Origin of the sequence: Methylocystis heyeri (assembly GCF_004802635.2) — a bacterium.
Taxonomy (GTDB): Bacteria; Pseudomonadota; Alphaproteobacteria; order Rhizobiales; family Beijerinckiaceae; genus Methylocystis; species Methylocystis heyeri.
The window spans coordinates 70,533-86,697 of record NZ_CP046053.1 but is presented as its reverse complement, the minus strand read 5'-3'; the positions used below and the strand labels follow the sequence as shown (position 1 = coordinate 86,697).

Below are 16,165 nucleotides of genomic sequence, written 5' to 3'. Positions count from 1 at the left end.
TCACGCCGCGTCCCGCTCGCTGACGCGCGACAACGGGTAGCGCTCCATCACCCGTGCGAGAATCGCCGCGCCCGTCGCGTCGGTCGGGACAAACATCCGCAGCTTCCAGGAGATGATCTCGTGGAAGAGACCATAAGCGCTCAGCCGCTCCCGCATCGCGTCGGTGAAACCGGTCAATTCGATCCGGTTGGCGCCCATGACGCGAACGCGGCGCAGTTGGAGCTCCTCGGCAAGATCGATGACGGTCTTACCGGCCATCAGCGCGGCAAAGGCGTCATCGGGTGAAAGATTGGTCGCGTCCCCTTCCAGCGCCACCGTCGCCCACGTCGCCGAGACCTTGCGGCCGACGATGCGTTCTCCCGCATCGGTCTGGAGCCGATAAACCCGTGTCGACTCGTTCGGAAGACGTTTCCAGATCGGCAGCAATAGGCCGGCGACAATGTGGATTGTGCTGTCGACAAATTCCGGCACGGCGGCGAGCTCCGCCGCCCAAGCGCTGGCGAAGGTTTCGCGGTCGGCGTCCCGCCAATGGGTCTGCGGCATCATCGCCAAGGAAAAAGCGGGGCGCTCCATCGGCCGGATCAGCCGCACGCGGCGTTCCACCTCGCCGTCGTCGAGCATCACGCTGGGCGCCGGGATTTGCACGGCGGCGCGGCTCGACTGGCTGTTGACCAGAAGGCGCGCGCGAGGATCGGAGAGTCGATCCAGCGCCTCGTCCAGAGTGACGGGCTGGTTCCTCTCGCGCTGCGTGATCGTCAGCAGGCGCGTTTCCGCCGCCGTGCCGGGATGGGTGTAGATCGTCCGGCGATCGGTGACGATAAAACTCTCCGCCGTCAGGGTCTCCAGCCCTGCGTCATAACTTCCAGATGCAATCGCGCCCTCGATGCGGGCGTTCATGAGCTGCTCGAACGCCGTGAACAGAATGTTCTGGAGATCGATGGTGAGCGCCAGCAGCCGGTTGAGGAAGGTGGTGATGGGCGGCAGCTCGTCCTTGATCCCGTTGCTGTCGGTGAGTTTCAGCCCGGTCGCGTCCTCAAAAACTCCAAGCGAGCAGTCCTCGACCTTGCCCGCGACCAGCAGGACATAGAGCTGACGCAAGGCGTCGCGGGCGTACTGGCTTTCCAGATTGTCCTGTGGCCGGAACAATCCCTGTCCGCCGGTTTGACGCTGGCCCTTGGTGATGGCGCCGAGCGTGTCGAGACGGCGGGCTATAGTTGAGAGAAAGCGCTTCTCCGCCTTCACATTGGTTGCGATCGGGCGGAACAGAGGCGGCTGCGCCTGATTGGTCCGGTTCGTGCGCCCGAGTCCCTGGATGGCGGCGTCGGCCTTCCATCCGGCCTCGAGCAGATAGTGGACGCGCAGGCGGCGGTTCTTCGCCGACAGCTCGGCATGATAGGAGCGCCCGGTGCCGCCGGCGTCCGAGAACACGAGGATGCGCTTGGCGTCATCCATGAACGCCTGCGCCTCGGCGAGATTGGCCGAAGGCGCGCGATTCTCGACGACGAGGCGATCGACGCTGTTCCGTCCGGTCTTGCGAACGATACGTCGAGAGCGGCCCGTCACCTCGGCCACCATGTCCGCGCCAAAGCGCTGAACGATCTGGTCGAGGGCGCCATGCACGGGCGGCAGGGACGCCAGTCTCTCGATCAGCCGATCGCGACGCGCGACCGCCTCTCGGCATAGCACGGGCTGGCCGTCGCGAAAGACGGGACGCGACGACAGATTGCCTTCGCTGTCGGTGAATGGCTCATAGAGCTGGGTCGGGAAGCTGTGGGCGAGGTAGTCCAAAACATATTCTGCCACGTTGCCCGATATGCCGAGTGGCCGTGACGAATCCCCGGTTTTGCGGGGGAAAGCTCGATGATTGCGCGGCATAATTTTTCTCCTTCTGTTGTGAAAAACCCCTCGGCTGGGGGCAGCCGAGGGGCGGTGAAGTTGGGCGGGGGTTTGGCGTTACGCGGTGTTTCGGACCTCGCCGAGCATCGCAAGCAAAGCATCGGGTGGCGGCCGGAACTTGCCTTTCTGGATCGTCGGCGAAGCGTGCGCCGACAGCACCGCCAATTTTTCTGCGGGATCGGCCCGGAGATAGGCTTCCGTGCTCTGTATGCTCGCGTGGCCGAGCCAAAGCGCGACTTTCCGTATGTCGCCGGTCGCTGCGAGCGTATGCATGGCGCAACTGTGTCGAAGCACATGCGGCGTCACGTGTTTATCTGCCAAGGACGGCTGCGTCCGGGTGGCGGCCGCGACATGGAGCGCCAATCGATGCGCGAACCCGTCGCGGCTCATCCGTCCGCCGTTGCGATTGAGAAACAGTTCTGGGGCCTGACCGGACGGGCGAACCGCGAGCCATGCTCTCAACACGGTTTGCGTTTCGCGCCACAACGGCAGCACCCGCTCGCGCCGCCCTTTCCCGAGGATCTTCACCGTCGCGAGCGACGGCTGCGGAAAATCGTCGATGCGAAGCGAGAGCAGTTCGGAGACGCGAAGCCCTGCGGCATAGGTCAGATGCAGCATGGCGCGGTCGCGGGTTCCGCCCAAGCTGCACGGATCCGGAGCCGCCAGCACCGCCTGGACCTCCTCTTTGGTGAGATGGTCGATGAGCGTCGCGTCGGTTCGCTTGATTGGAAGCGCGCGGATGCGCAGCGCCTGGTCGAGGCAGGCCGGCGCCTGGTATTCGATGTATCGGAAGAATGTTCGGACAGCGGCGAGACGCGTGTTGCGGGTGCGCGCGCTGTTTCCCCGGCTTTCCTCGACATGATCGAGGAACTCCAGCACGAGCTTTGGGTCGATGTCCTCGACGGCGAGGTCGGTCGGCCTCCGCTTCAGGCGCTCCGCCGCGAAACGAACCAAAAGCGTGAAGCTGTGAGCATAGGCCGCGACCGTGTGAGGACTGGCATTTCGTTCGCGCGGCAGATGTTCGCGCAGAAACTTGGCGAGGTAGGGAGCGAGGGCCGTCATGCCGCCTCTCCCTGAAACAGACGTTCGTTCGCTTCGGCGATGTCGCGCATCAGAACGGGCGTCGCTTGCAGATACCAGTAGGTGTTCGCAACGTCCGCGTGACCGAGATAGACGCTGAGCGCCGCCATGTGACGCCTGACCGCTTGCCGGTCGTGCGCACACGCCTCCAGCGACCGCACGGCGAAGGTGTGACGCAGGTCGTGCAGCCGGGGCCCGCGGGCTCCAGGCGGCCCTCGGAAACCGAGTTCGCGCGCCAACCGAACGAAGACGACGTAAACTCTGGTCGCCGACGGCGGCCGGCGGGTTTTGACAACGAACAGATCGTCGCCGTTTCCGCCCAGCTTGTCCCGCAGCGCCAGGTAATCCGCCAGTGCCCGTTGCATGGTGGAGTGGAGCGGCACGAGGCGGCTCTTGCCGAATTTACCTTGCCGGATGATCAGACCGTCTTCAGTGAAATCTCGCCGTTGCAGGGCCAGAGCTTCGGAAATCCGCAGACCCGTTGCGGCCAGCAAGCCGAAGAGGCAATGATAGGTGTGCGGACTGATCGAGTTCTTGGGCGGCAACTCCAGAGCGGCTTGCATGATCGCGCGTATTTGCTCGGGCTCCAGGATGTGCGGAGCCGGTCGCGGGCGCTTGCCGCGCCCGAGGGCGTTTGCGGGCGGGACCTCGTGTTGCGGGTCTTCGGCGTTGAGAAATGCGCAAAAACGTCGAACCGTGTCATACTTGGTTCTCGCCGAGTTCGGCGACGACGCGGACGCGCACCACTCATGGACGCGCCTGGTTTGAACGCAGACGTCTTCATGCGCCTCCGCGTATTCCGCAAAGAGCTCCAGAAGCCGCTCTTGCTCGTTGAACTCCAGCCCAAGACCTCGATGCAGGGCGACATAACGGGCGACATGATTGCTCAGCATGCTTCGCCTCCGAGCCAGGGCTGCGCGACGGCCTCGAGCATCGTGATGTCGACCTTCGCATAGATGGCCGTCGTGCCCGGCGAACGATGACGCAGGATCGTTCCGACCGACTCCAGATTCGCGCCGCCGCGCAACATGGCCGTCGCGAGTGAGTGACGAAACAGATGGGAGCCAGTGGGAACGCCTTCGATCCCTGTTCGAGCCACCGCCCGAGCAACGATGCCCGCGATCTCCGACGCGGACGCGAACGGCCTGAAGGGAGCCTGGACACGCAGGAACACATGCGCTTCACGGGCCGGCGGGCGCGCCTCGGTGAGATAAGCCAACAGCGCGTCCCCGGCGTCCTGCGGCAAAGGCAACCGTGTCGGTTGTCGACTTTTGCCGTGGCGCAGGCAGAGGACCGCGTTCGCCCAATCGATATCGGCGAGCCGCAACCGCCAGACATCGCCGGCGCGAAGTCCAAGGCGCGCCAGGAGAAGCAGAATCGCCCGGTCCCGGACGCCGACAGGCGTGGACAGATCGCAGGAGTCGATGATCCGTTCGATCGTTTCCGGGCTGGCGTAGCGTGGAAGCGTCGCGAGACGACGCAATGCCGCGGGCGGCACGGCATGAATGAGCTCGGGTCGGCATTCGCCCTGCGCGGACAGGAATCGCAAATACACGCGCAACACCGTCACTGTCATTCGAACCGATGCACGTGAGCGCGATGGCGCTTGATCGAGCACGATGGCGCGGATTGTCGCGGCGTCGAAGGTGGCCGGATCCGGGCCCAACGCCGACGCCCAGCGCGACGCCTCCTGGAGATAGCGCCGTATCGTCTCATCGGTCGTCCCGCGATGACGTTTGAGCCAAATACGAAACGCAGAAAGGCGCGGGTCTTCGACGAATGTCGGTTCTGTGCTCACTGGCGGAATCGCGTCGCGACGCCGCAAGAAGTCGATGAAGCCACGCGCGCCTCGTCGGCGCCGTGCGAACCCCGTGCCCTCGACCACTTTGCCGCGCTTGCGCTTTATGGGGCAGCGGCAATCGTGCTGGACGAAACGTTCGATTACGGCGTCGTCCACATCGCGCCACAAAACACGAGACAGGCGAAGCCACACCACGAGATGCTCCGCCTCTGACCGATAGCTGCGCCGACATTCTTGGCTATAACCAAGTGTGTCGAGATGACGCGCGAAATCGGCGAGATGCGTGTCGATGCATTCGACGTCTTTGACAACCTGAATTTGGTCGCGCTCCTCCAAAAAGCAGACGAAGCGACGAACGCGGCCGAGATACGTCAATGTTTTGAGTTGGCGCGCTCTGTAACGACCGCATCGACAGCGATGCCGCGCGAAACGTTCGACGATCGCTTCATCGACGCCACTCAACGGGATGCGGCTCTTGTGGAGCCACGTCAAAAAGTGACGCGCGGCGCTTTGGTCGATTTGCAACGCCCCTGAACGGAAACTTCTGAGGCTTTCGAGAAATGCAGACGCCAGAGCGTAGTCCGGCGCCGGCGCATCCTGCTCGCTGCAACGCTGTTCGGCGAGCGGGCGGTTTTTGGCTGTCATGTTGGTCCCTTCGTTTGAACAAAAACGAAGGACCGTAGCGAGAGGAGAAAAATTATGCCGCGCAATCATCGAGCTTTCCCCCGCAAAACCGGGGAGTCGTCACGGCCACTCGGCATATCGGGCAACGTGGCAGAATATGTGTTATCCCGAGATCGGGATAAGACATATTCGCGCGGGGTAATGTCGACCTGCACGTCGCCCCATTCGTCGGTTGGAATCTCCGCGAGGCGACGTTCCATCAGCGCCTCGCCGGTCGAAACGATCTGGATCACGGCGGCATGACCCGAGGCGAGGTCGCGATCGACCGATGCGATCAGCGAGGGCGTCTTCATCGCGGTGATGAGGTGATTGAAGAAGCGCTGCTTGGCGCTCTCGAAGGCCGAACGCGCGGCGGATTTGGCCTGTCTGTTCAGCGTGCCATTGTCGCTGGTGACATTGGCGGCCTCGAGCGCGGCGTCGAGATTATTGTGGATGACGCCGAACGCTCCCGCGTAGGCGTCGTAGATTGCGATCTGCTCATCGCTCAGGCGATGTTCGAGCAGATCGTATTCGACGCCCTCGTATGAAAGCGAGCGCGCCGCATAGAGGCCGAGCGCCTTGAGATCGCGAGCCAGTACTTCCATCGCCGCGACGCCGCCCGCCTCGATCGCCTCCACGAACTCGGCGCGGCTGGCGAAGGGAAAGTCTTCCCCTCCCCACAAGCCGAGCCGCTGGGCGTAGGCGAGATTGTGAACCGTGGTGGCGCCCGTCGCCGAAACATAGACGACGCGGGCCTCGGGAAGCGCATGCTGAAGGCGCAGGCCGGCGCGGCCCTGCTGCGAGGCGGCTTGATCGCCCCGTTCCCCCCTGCCCCCGGCGGCGTTCTGCATCGCGTGGCTTTCGTCGAAGACGATCACGCCGTCGAAATCGCAGCCCAGCCAATCGACGATCTGTTTTACGCGCGAGGCCTTTTCGTCGCGGGCGTCGGAGCGCAGCGTGGCGTAGGTGGTGAACAGGATGCCTTCAGGCAGTCGGATCGGCGTTCCCTGACGAAAGCGCGAGAGCGGCGTCACCAGCAGCCGTTCCTGTCCGAGCGCCGACCAGTCGCGCTGGGCGTCTTCGATCAGCTTGTCGGATTTTGAAACCCAGACCGCGCGGCGGCGGCCCTTGAGCCAATTGTCGAGCAGGACGCCAGCGACTTGGCGACCCTTGCCGGCGCCGGTGCCGTCGCCGAGGAACCAGCCTCTGCGAAAGCGAACGGTGTTCTCGGCGTCGCCGGGCGCGGCGGTGACGATGTCGAAGGTCTCGTCGACGTTCCATGATCCGGCGAGCTGGCCGGCATGGGCCTCGCCGGCGTGAATGACGCTCTCAATCTGCGCGTCCAACAGCAGGCCATCCGAAATGACCCTGGCGGGCAGATGCGGTCGATAGCTCGGCTTGGGCGGCGCGACCGAGGCCATCGCCGCCGATTGCACCAGCTTCGTGGGGTGAGCCTTTGCGCCGGGTATGCGGATCGACTGAATCGCGTATTCCTCATAGAGCGCATCGGTGATGCGATGGCCATTGACCGGCTTCCAATCGATGGTCTCATAAGCGAGTTCGAGGGCCTCGGGTTCGTTGGTCGAAGCGGGAGCCGTAGATCGACGCGCTATGACCGGGCGCGAAGAGCGCGCGACAATTGATTGGGCGACAATTGGCGCGACGACGCTGGTAGACGTCGGCAGCCTTGGCGGTACGGATTGCGTGATCCAGCCGAGCAATGTCGCTACATCGGGCGCTACACCAGGTGACGCTGGAAACATCGTCGGATCGTTGGCGGGAATTTTGTCGATCACGGTCAGCCGCGTGTCGATGGTCGTGCCGTGTTTCGCATAGACGGCGCCGTCGATCGCCGCCGAGAAAACGACGCGGCCGCGTTCCTGAAGGCGGACAAAAGCGGTGGCCCATGCCGGATTGTCTGGCGCGAAACTCGCCCCGGTGATCGCGGCGAGACGCCCGCCGTCAGTCAGACGCGACAGCGCCGAGGAGATGTGACGCAACGCCGCGTCGGCCATGCGGCGATCGACGTTGGCGAGCGCGGAGAACGGCGGATTCATCAGCACGACGCTCGGCGTGACGCCGGCGTCGAGATGATCGTCGATCTGCGCGGCGTCGAAGCGGGTGACGCCGACGCCGAGAAAGAGATTGTGCAGCAGTGCCGCTCGGGTCTCGGCAAGTTCGTTGAGAACGAGCGATGCGCCAAAAAATTCGGCGAAGATGGCAAGCAATCCAGTTCCCGCCGAAGGCTCCAGCACCACATCGGCCGGCGTGACCGCGGCGGCGACGCTCACGGCGAGTCCGAGCGGGATCGGCGTCGAGAATTGCTGAAGAGCCTGGCTCTCCTGCGAGCGGCGCGTATGCGTGGGGAGAAGGCCCGCGATCTTTTCCAGCATCGGGAGCAACGCGGCGGGTGACGCGGCTCGCGCACGCATGGCCGGGCCGAATTTGCGCAGGAACAGCACCGTCGCCGCCTCGCAGGCGTCATAGGCTGTTTTCCAGTCCCATGCGCCTTCACTGTCGGAGCCTCCAAAGGCGGCGTCCATCGCGGCACGCAACGCGGCGGCGTCGATGCGCTGGCCGCGCTGGAGATGAGGAAGGAGGCGTTGGGCGGCCTCGGCAACGCAAGTGGCCGGGTGGACGCCGTTAGGCGCAGCGGACAGCGGCGCCGCCGCGAGGCCGGACGCGGAAGCGAAAACATTCGTCATGGGGGAACCTCGGGAGAGCGGGAACAGGCCGAGCCGCCGGGGCGCTCTCTCTCGACTCCGCCGGCTCAACCCCTTCCCGGCCGTCCTCTCCCTCTCGGGGCGTCCAAGAAGAAAAGGGTCCGGCGCCGCGCGCCGAACCCTTCGATGTCACCAGCCGAGCGAACGCGCGCTCATGTCGGCGGCGGCTCGACGAGGCGGTAGCTCCGGCTCTTGATGTTAGGAATGCGGTAGAGGCAGCTGGAGCCGGGCGCGCGAAACAGCGCGGTGCGATGACTGCGCGGATTGGCGACGACCTCGAGCCGGTCAAAACTTCGGCCATCGGAAAAGGAGAGGGGTTCGTCGAAGACGATCACCTGCCCCGCGCGCGGCTTCGGTTTGGCGGCCCTGGCGCGACGGGCGGCGGCGGATACGAGGCAGCGAGCCCGCCATTGCTGTGCGTAAGGGCGATCCGTCGGCGTCAGCAGATCGAGGATCGTCTCGGGGCAATCGCATTCATGCGGCCCCATCGATTCTTCGATATCCTTGTAGCCGAAGATGTAGCCTTCCGGGTCGCGCGGATTGTAGCGGACGAGACAGATCAACGCCCAGACCTCGCGCTCGCCGGACGCGGTGCGTATCTGTTCCACGGCGGCGTAATAGACGCGCATGCCGACGAGCGCCGACCGTAGCACTTTCGATGTTGCCTCGGGACGCTCGAAGGTGAACTGAGCGTCGAGATATTGGCGCGGGCCTGAATGGCCCTTGAGGGATTGCATGTAGAGCCAGCCCATCGGCGTGTCCTTGCATTGGGTCGATGAAGAATTGGAGGAGGATGAAGACGGCGCGTGTTGGCGACGCGGGCGCCGTCTTGATGGGTAAAAAATTCCGGCGATCAGCTGGCCGGAGCGAGCCGTTGCTCGGCTTCGTGGATGGCGGCCAAGGCGGCCTTGAAAACCGCCGCATCCTGTTCCTCTGCAAGGTTCGTCCGCTCGGCCACATTGATGCAGCCGGCGCGAATGTCGGCGTTCGTGACGGCACCGGCGGCGATCGGCGTCAGCGTCTGGTCGGTCTCGATGATTTGGGCGATCTGCGCGCGAACCTTCGCTTCGTGAAGCCGCAGCAGGACATGGACGCCAAAGCCCGGCGCGGTCGCGAGCGGACCATGCTCGGTCTCGTCCAAAAAATCGCCGAGAATGTCCTCGGTGCTCTTGCCCTTGATCGCATCGGCGGTGACGAGCACGGCCATGCCGCCAAATCCATCCGGGCGCATCTTTGTGCAGGTGAATGACGTGACGATGGTGACGTGATCGAGCGTCGCCGAGCGCTTGACGATGCCTTGAAACAGGAACTCGAACGATGTCTGGCTGAGATCGAGATCGACGTACTCATCGTCGTCGCCCGCCTCTTTCAATTGTTCGCGCACGAATGCGACGGCTTCGCTGGGAACGCCGTCCGAGGCGGCGAGCGCGGCGCGGATCGTTTCGATCGGCAGCTCGAAATGATCCTGCGGTGACGTCTCCGCGAAGAAATAGAGTCCGTCGCCGTCCGCCGCAGTCTCGAAGATGTGCGTCAACAGCAGGCGTTCGAGCGCCGTCATGTCGGTGTTCAAAATCGCCGGTTGAACGACCGTCGGCGAGTGATAGTCGGCCATGTTCTGTCCTTCAGAAATGCAAAAACCCGGCGCGATGGCCGGGCTTTCGGATAGAATTGGATGGGGAAATGTGCGCCGGACGGTTTTGGCCGCCCGGCGGTTGGAGGGTTATTCGGCTGCGGCGGCCGCGTGCGGCTGTTCTTCCTCGGCCTCGAGTTGCGCGTCGTCTTCGTCTTCGCCAAGGAAATCCGGCAGAGCCTCGGCCTCGCCAACCTCAGCCGTAGGCGCGTCGGCCTCCATCCCGGTCTGCGCGACACGCAGCGGCTCGGGCAGCCAGCCCGCGCCGTCGAGCAGCCGCTCGGCCTCCCTCGCCATGTCGGCTTTCTTCAGATGCTCGATGAGCCGCGCCGAATGCTCGCCCTTCGCCTCGCGCACGGCTTCGATAATGCGAACCTTCGGAACCCGGCCGAGATAGTTCTCGACGGTAGGCCGCCAGCCGGCGGCGGCCATGTCGAGATCGACGGCGCGGGCGAGCTGGTCGCCATGTGCGAAGGCGTCCGGACGCCGGTTCCACGGCTCTTTGACCACGTTCACGGTGAGCGCGGCGCAATGAGCGAACAGCGCCGCTTTATTTTCGTGCTCGAACGCCGTCAGCGCGTCCCAAAGATCGGCCGGATTCTCCGGCAATCGCGTGGCCCATTGCTCGTGCCGGGCGTCGATGGCCCTGGCCGAGGCAGTCTCCGCCAGCCCCGGCGCCTGCGCGCTGAAGCCGGAGTTCTTCGCCGTGATCTCCAGGCAGCTGTTGGAGGCACGATAGAACGCCGAGAGGCACAGCGCGTGCAGCACCGCCTGGAAGGCGACGTTCGGCTCATTGGCCAATGCATCTCGCAACGCAAGGGTGCGATCGGCTGTGAGTTCGGTCACGAGCCGATCCGAGAGCGGACGGATGGCGTCGTCCTCCTCCGACGTGTCGCCATCAGAATTTTGGGCGCCGCCGATCGTGATGACGGTCCCCTGAACCACATTGTCGGGGCCGGCGATCCGCGGTGTGTCGCTTTCACCGCCGGTGACGGATTCGACCGGCGCTTCGTCCTCGGGGCGGACGAAGCCGCGCTCAACGCGCAGAGCGCCTTCGTCGTCGATGCTGACGAAGGCGCCGGCACGGGCGATCTCGGCCTGCTCATAGGTCACGGGCCGGTTATCGAAAGCCGCGAGCGCGGTCTCGATTTCGCCGAGCCGTTGGTCGATTTCGTCGGGCAATTCGTCGGCTCTCGCATATTGCGCTTCGAGCGCCTCGTTTTCGGCCTGCAGGGCGTCAAAGCTCGCCCGCTCGTCCTCGGTGAGCTCCACGGTCGCGCCGACAAGGCGGCGCAGACCGGCGGTGTGGCCATAGGGGAAGTCGGGCGCGACAGAGATCCATTTCCAACCTTCGGCCTGCAAGGCTTCGGCCTCGGTCTGAAGTTTTTCGATCGCCAGGCGATCGAGCAACGCCGGATCCTGCAACCAGCCGCCCTCGTCATGTTGAAAGAGATCGCGCATGACCATGCCGCCGGCGGCCTCATAGGCTTCAACCCCAACGAAGCGCGCGCGCCGATCCGAGGCGCGGACGGCGCCGTCGGTGAGCTGGCGGCGGATGTAGTAGGGCTCGCGGTTGTGTGAAGGAGACAATCCCTCCCAGACCTGTTCCTGGCGCGCGTGATCGCCGTTGACCGTGAACGCCATGAGCTGCTCCAGCGTCATGCCGTCTTCGGCGTAAACTTCGAGCAGTTTTTCGGACACGGCGGCGAGGCGCAGCCGCTGCTTCACCACGGTCGGGCTGACGAAGAACCGCGCGGCGATTTCCTCCTCGCCGAGACCTTTGTCGCGCAACGCCTGGAAGGCGCGAAATTGGTCGAGCGGATGCAGCGCCACGCGCTGGACGTTCTCCGCCAGCGAATCCTCCTCCGCGATGCCGCCTTCGCGCACCACGCAAGGAACGGGCGCGGTCTTGGCGAGGCGCTTCTGCTTGACCAGCAACTCAAGCGCCCGATAGCGGCGCCCGCCCGCCGGAATCTCGAACATGCCGGTTTCCTTGCCCTCGGCGTCGAGGACCGCCCGGACGTTGAGGCTCTGCAAGAGTGTGCGGCGGGCAATGTCCTCCGCCAGTTCCTCGATCGAGACGCCGGCCTTTACGCGCCGGACGTTCGACTGCGACAAAACGAGCTTGTTGAACGGGATATCGCGCGAGGCGCTGAGCGTGATCTTCTGAACGGCTGTAGCCATCTCGGTAGTCTCCGTGACGGGCGCGGAGAGCCTCTCTCTCCGCCAAACCCGTCACAAAAACTGAAGCCTTCCTCTCCCTCTCTTCGAGATCGTGGACCCAGAGGAGCCCGAAACGGGAAAAGCAGCTTTCCGAAAACACGGGCGCAATCGTCATCACGCCGCCGCGACCTCGCTGGTCGTCACTTTGGCGGCGCCGGGTTCGACATGATCGGGCTGGAACGCCAGCAGATAGTCGGCCGCCTTCGATGCCGCGCTGGCGGCGCGGACGATGGCGCGATCGTCCTCGCGCAGCACGGTCAACCAGGATCCGAGATAGTCGGCGTGGCGCACGGTCGGCACGATGCCGAGCGACGCGCATACGAAGGCGCCCGCCATTTCCGCAATCAACTCCTCGCGCGCATAGGCTTTCGAGCCATAGGAACCGGACAGGTCGCGGGCGAGGCGAGACTTGTGTCCAACCCAATGCGCGAGTTCGTGGCAGGCCGTCCGGTGCCAGTTGATCGGCTCGAAATAGGCTTGCGGAGGCGGCACCTGTATGAAGTCGTGCGTCGGGCTGTAGAAGGCGCGCGCGCCGCCGATGCGAAAATCCGCGCCGGTGGCGGCGATCAACGCCTCGGCCCGCGGCTCGATCAGGCCTGGCGGAGGTGGGGGCGCGACCTTGGTTATCTCCTCTGGCAGGCCCTCGCATTGGTCGGTGTTGAAGACGGTGAAGCGTTTGAGGAACGGGATCGCGCCAGGCTCTTCACCAGTCTGCTCCACTCGGCGGCGTTCGTCCTCCGGCGTGAAGCGGTCGGCATAGACGACGGTCGTGCCGCGCTCACCCTTCCTGACATTGCCGCCGAGGCCGAGCGCCTGGCGGAAGGTCAGCCAACTCTGGGTGGAGAAGCCGCGTTCGATGACGGCGCCCCAGAGGATCAGCACATTGATTCCTGAATACCTGCGATGGGTCGATGCGTTCCGCGGCATGGCGATGGTCGCCTTCGCCGCCGCCGTTCCCCAGGGCTGGACCCAAGGCGCCCGGCCAGCTTCCAGCTCGGCGACGATTTTGTCGGTGATTTCTTGATAAAGGCTCGTTCGGTCTTGACCGGAACGAGCGCGAGCAGCCGAACGTGACATCGCGAGTCTCCGCGACGGGCGCCGCGAGCCTCTCTCGCAGCCCTAAACCCGTCGGTGCGCCAAGCGCAGCCCTCTAACTCTCTAAGCAGAAAGGAAAATCCCACCGGGTTAGATGCTCAACTACCGACAACTCCGAGGGGTGAAAGACCCCTCCCGCCACACGGTGCGGCGTGGGGCGAGAAGCAAACGGGTGAGGCCGACCGGGGGCTTCCGGGAGGCCGTAAATCAGCAAAACCCGTTAAAGCCGGGCGGGAGGGAACTTCCGATCCCAAGCACGGACCCGTCCCCTTTCCAAGCTTCACACCTCATGAGGGCCTCAGGAGATGGACAAGGCGACGCACGTTCGCTATATGTTCTAACATGGCGATAGGGGTCGGAGGAGCCCACGGCCTCGCGATTTCCGTGGCGCATTTCGTCGGCACAAGAATTTCCGGTATGCTCTGATGGTCGCAAAGGTGAGTGCATGTGTTCGAATTGAATTTTTTCGGCGCGTTCAACCGACATGGGGGCTTTTCGGAATGGCGTTCCTTACCGACGAGGAAAAGGGCAACCTCACCATCGAACGGATGATTTTCCATATCGTCGGCCCCGACGTGGAGGAACCCCAGATCTTGGACGAGATCGCTCCGCCGGAACATACGGACTTCTTCGTGGGGCGCATCCGCATCGCGCTCGGCGGAAATCTGTTCGAGTTCAAAGAGAGATCTCCAACAGAAGCCACCTTGAAGCGAATTCTCGCCGATCCAGCGGTTTTTGCAGAGTCCTCAAGCGAGATGGCCCGGGACTTCCATAGTCGCCACATCACAAGTGCGAGCAATGGCGTATTCTTCCTTTTCCAGATCAGGGCGGGACAACAGACCACTCTATTCGCTTTGATCAAGTACGACATCGACGACGTCGTCCACTACAAGATCGAGGCGCGTTCAGACGGCCACAACAAGGCCAAGCTCCAGCGCCTCAACGAGAATTTCGTCAAGAAGCCCGAGGCGATGCAAAAGGTCGCCCTCATACGTTTCGACGACGGCGTGGGAAAAATCGCCGTGCGGGACAGGAGCCAAAGGGACGGCATCTCCGATTACTTCGCGCAATTCCTGTATGCCAAGCGCGTCAACAACGTCGACGACATGAGCGGGAAACTGGCTGAAGCGTTCAAGGAGACGTTCAGGAAGCACCGGGAAGACCTCCCGGAATCGGTTCGCCGCAACGGCATGGAACGCATTTTTGACGCCCTGCGGTCAGAACCCACATTCGATCCCGAGAACTTGGAACCGTTGGTCAACGCCGCCTTTGGCCCGCTACCTGAAGGTTCTCCCATCCGAAAGACGCTGGGGAGATCGCTCGACCGGGCGGGCCTGTCCGAGGAATCGTTCACCGTCAACGCGAACGCAGTGCCGAGACCTCGGAAGCGGCAGATCAGGACGAACGAGGGCGTTCAAATTATTTTCGACCAGGAGGCGTCCGGCCACACGATCAGTCGAACTCCGATGGACGGCGGCGGCGAGCAAATCACGATCACGACCTCAGGTGTGACAGTCGATGACGCAGAGCCAGACGATAGTCGCCGCCGCCGTTGAGGCCGCGGGGGGCGTTGATGGGTTCTTCATCAACGTCGCCGGTGGAAACCTCGACGTCGGCGGAATGTTCGACGAAACTCGCCTGTCGCATTGGCGCAAGGCGATGAGCGTCTGCGCGCAGGAGGGCGACATCGACATAACATGCCTCGATGAGGACGACAGGGCGATCCCGCTCGGGCAACTTACCGATGCGGTAGGCCAACGGCTGCGTTTCCTCATCAAGCTTCCCGTCCATGACGGCGCAGTCCATCTTCTCGCCATCGAGCAACTCCGCACTTTGTTGAAGACCCCCACCTCGTTGGCCGGCGTTTCCGTAGTGCGTATCGCCGGGCTCGAAGGGCCGTTCGCATCCGAAGCGATATCCTTCGAAACATGGGCGGACGGTCCCACGTCGGCCCCGATCCGTTCGCCGAGAATTGAAGGCAGTCCTCGTCGGTTCGTGAAGTGCTTGGCGCCGAACTTCATGGCGCCGTCCGAAATCGAGCCATGGCTGGAAAAGGACGGTGCCCCATCGTCATCGCAATTCCGAAACGAGTGGAAAGAAGCCGCGTCAATCGCGTTGTGCCGAAGCCTTACCAATGAAATCTTCATGGATGGCGACACCCCGCAATGCGTTCTGGCGAGCACCCCGTCGCGGCGATTGGCCTACGGGCAAGAACGTAACGTGAGCGACGACGAGTTCGTCGCTTTGCAAGCTTGTGCGCGTTGGGTCTTCCTCGAAGGTGCCGATATCGAAGTTCGTCATACACTTTTCACGAACGAACTCGGACGTGAGTGGCGCGACGATCGTCCCTATCTCGACGGGGTATGGGCTCGCCTTCTCCCGTCCTTGGACGCCGCCAAGCTCGCCTATAGGGCGCATCTCAAGACCGGCAGCAAGGAGACGTTGAAGTCGCTGTCGGATCTGCGGAAGACCCTTGGCGACGAAATTCAAAAGCTGATGCAACAGACGAGGGATCTTTCAGCGAACGTATGGCGCGACATCGCTATTGCGCTCGGGGTCACCGCCATCCGCTTCGGTTTGGACCCGACGAAAATCGCGGGAGCCAAGGCAGGCTTCTCGGTCGTCTTCGCCCTGACGGCGATCTACATCTGGGCTTCTTACTGGGTCGCGTTGAAGACCAACCGTGACTTCTTGCAGGTGATCGAGGACACGCGCACGGCTTGGCGGGACAAGCTTTATGGCTATCTGGACAAGGCCGATTACGCGGCTCTAGCGGAGAAACCGATACGGGACGCGACCGCGGCCTACGATCGAACGAAAAACAGGACGACCCTCGCCGTGTCCGTGATTGTCCTTGCCTTGTTCGGCGTCGCGATCTGGGAGTCCGAGCTAGCTTCAGCGTGGTGGCCGAACTCTAAGGCCACTCGCGCCGGAACGCTTGACACGCAATCACCGCAGGAGGCGCCGAAAGGCGCCAAAGGCGCACCTGATGCTGGAGCGAAGTCGCCGGCTATCAGCCCTAAGGTCGAGTGATTACCTTCTCGCCAAGGTGAC

Annotated in this window: 9 protein-coding genes and 2 pseudogenes; 2 read left to right on the top strand and 9 right to left on the bottom strand. The window is 63.5% G+C overall.

The genetic code is table 11. The annotated features are described in order from the left end of the window. From H2LOC_RS20925 to H2LOC_RS20885, 9 genes and pseudogenes are all read right to left on the bottom strand, one after another. Positions 1 to 1,797: pseudogene (locus H2LOC_RS20925) on the bottom strand (strawberry notch C-terminal domain-containing protein); the annotation flags it as partial. 156 nt (positions 1,798 to 1,953) lie between these two features. Continuing rightward, entirely contained in the window at positions 1,954 to 2,958 is a 1,005-nt protein-coding gene (locus tag H2LOC_RS20920; RefSeq protein WP_136498134.1) for a tyrosine-type recombinase/integrase, read from the bottom strand. Next, entirely contained in the window at positions 2,955 to 3,869 is a 915-nt protein-coding gene (locus H2LOC_RS20915; protein WP_136498133.1) for a tyrosine-type recombinase/integrase, read from the bottom strand. Before H2LOC_RS20915 ends, H2LOC_RS20920 begins: the two co-directional genes overlap by 4 nt. Further along, positions 3,863 to 5,491: a tyrosine-type recombinase/integrase gene (locus H2LOC_RS20910; protein ID WP_246207291.1), complete on the bottom strand. Its 1,629-nt coding sequence runs from the start codon at positions 5,489 to 5,491 to the stop codon at positions 3,863 to 3,865. Before H2LOC_RS20910 ends, H2LOC_RS20915 begins: the two co-directional genes overlap by 7 nt. 89 nt (positions 5,492 to 5,580) lie before the next feature. Next, positions 5,581 to 8,145: pseudogene (locus tag H2LOC_RS20905) on the bottom strand (strawberry notch-like NTP hydrolase domain-containing protein); the annotation flags it as partial. A gap of 170 nt (positions 8,146 to 8,315) precedes the next feature. Continuing rightward, the gene (locus H2LOC_RS20900) at positions 8,316 to 8,915 is read right to left on the bottom strand and encodes a DUF6927 domain-containing protein (protein WP_136498132.1); all 600 of its coding nucleotides are present in this window, start codon (positions 8,913 to 8,915) and stop codon (positions 8,316 to 8,318) included. A 101-nt stretch (positions 8,916 to 9,016) separates the two neighbouring features. Further along, the gene (locus H2LOC_RS20895) at positions 9,017 to 9,721 is read right to left on the bottom strand and encodes a hypothetical protein (RefSeq protein ID WP_246207289.1); all 705 of its coding nucleotides are present in this window, start codon (positions 9,719 to 9,721) and stop codon (positions 9,017 to 9,019) included. Between the two features lie 162 nt (positions 9,722 to 9,883). Further along, the gene (locus H2LOC_RS20890; protein WP_136498130.1) at positions 9,884 to 11,977 is read right to left on the bottom strand and encodes a ParB/RepB/Spo0J family partition protein; all 2,094 of its coding nucleotides are present in this window, start codon (positions 11,975 to 11,977) and stop codon (positions 9,884 to 9,886) included. Between the two features lie 153 nt (positions 11,978 to 12,130). Continuing rightward, positions 12,131 to 13,093 carry an ArdC family protein gene (locus H2LOC_RS20885; RefSeq protein WP_136498129.1) on the bottom strand — a complete coding sequence of 321 codons (963 nt, stop codon included), beginning with the start codon at positions 13,091 to 13,093 and terminating at the stop codon, positions 12,131 to 12,133. Between the two features lie 518 nt (positions 13,094 to 13,611). Here H2LOC_RS20885 and H2LOC_RS20880 point away from each other — a divergent pair. After that, positions 13,612 to 14,667 (top strand): nucleoid-associated protein, encoded by a 1,056-nt coding sequence (locus H2LOC_RS20880; RefSeq protein WP_162009819.1) that lies wholly within the window; start codon positions 13,612 to 13,614, stop codon positions 14,665 to 14,667. Then, positions 14,630 to 16,144 (top strand): hypothetical protein, encoded by a 1,515-nt coding sequence (locus H2LOC_RS20875; protein ID WP_136498127.1) that lies wholly within the window; start codon positions 14,630 to 14,632, stop codon positions 16,142 to 16,144. The genes H2LOC_RS20880 and H2LOC_RS20875 overlap by 38 nt, the downstream gene beginning before the upstream one ends. Positions 16,145 to 16,165: the final 21 nt, after the last annotated feature.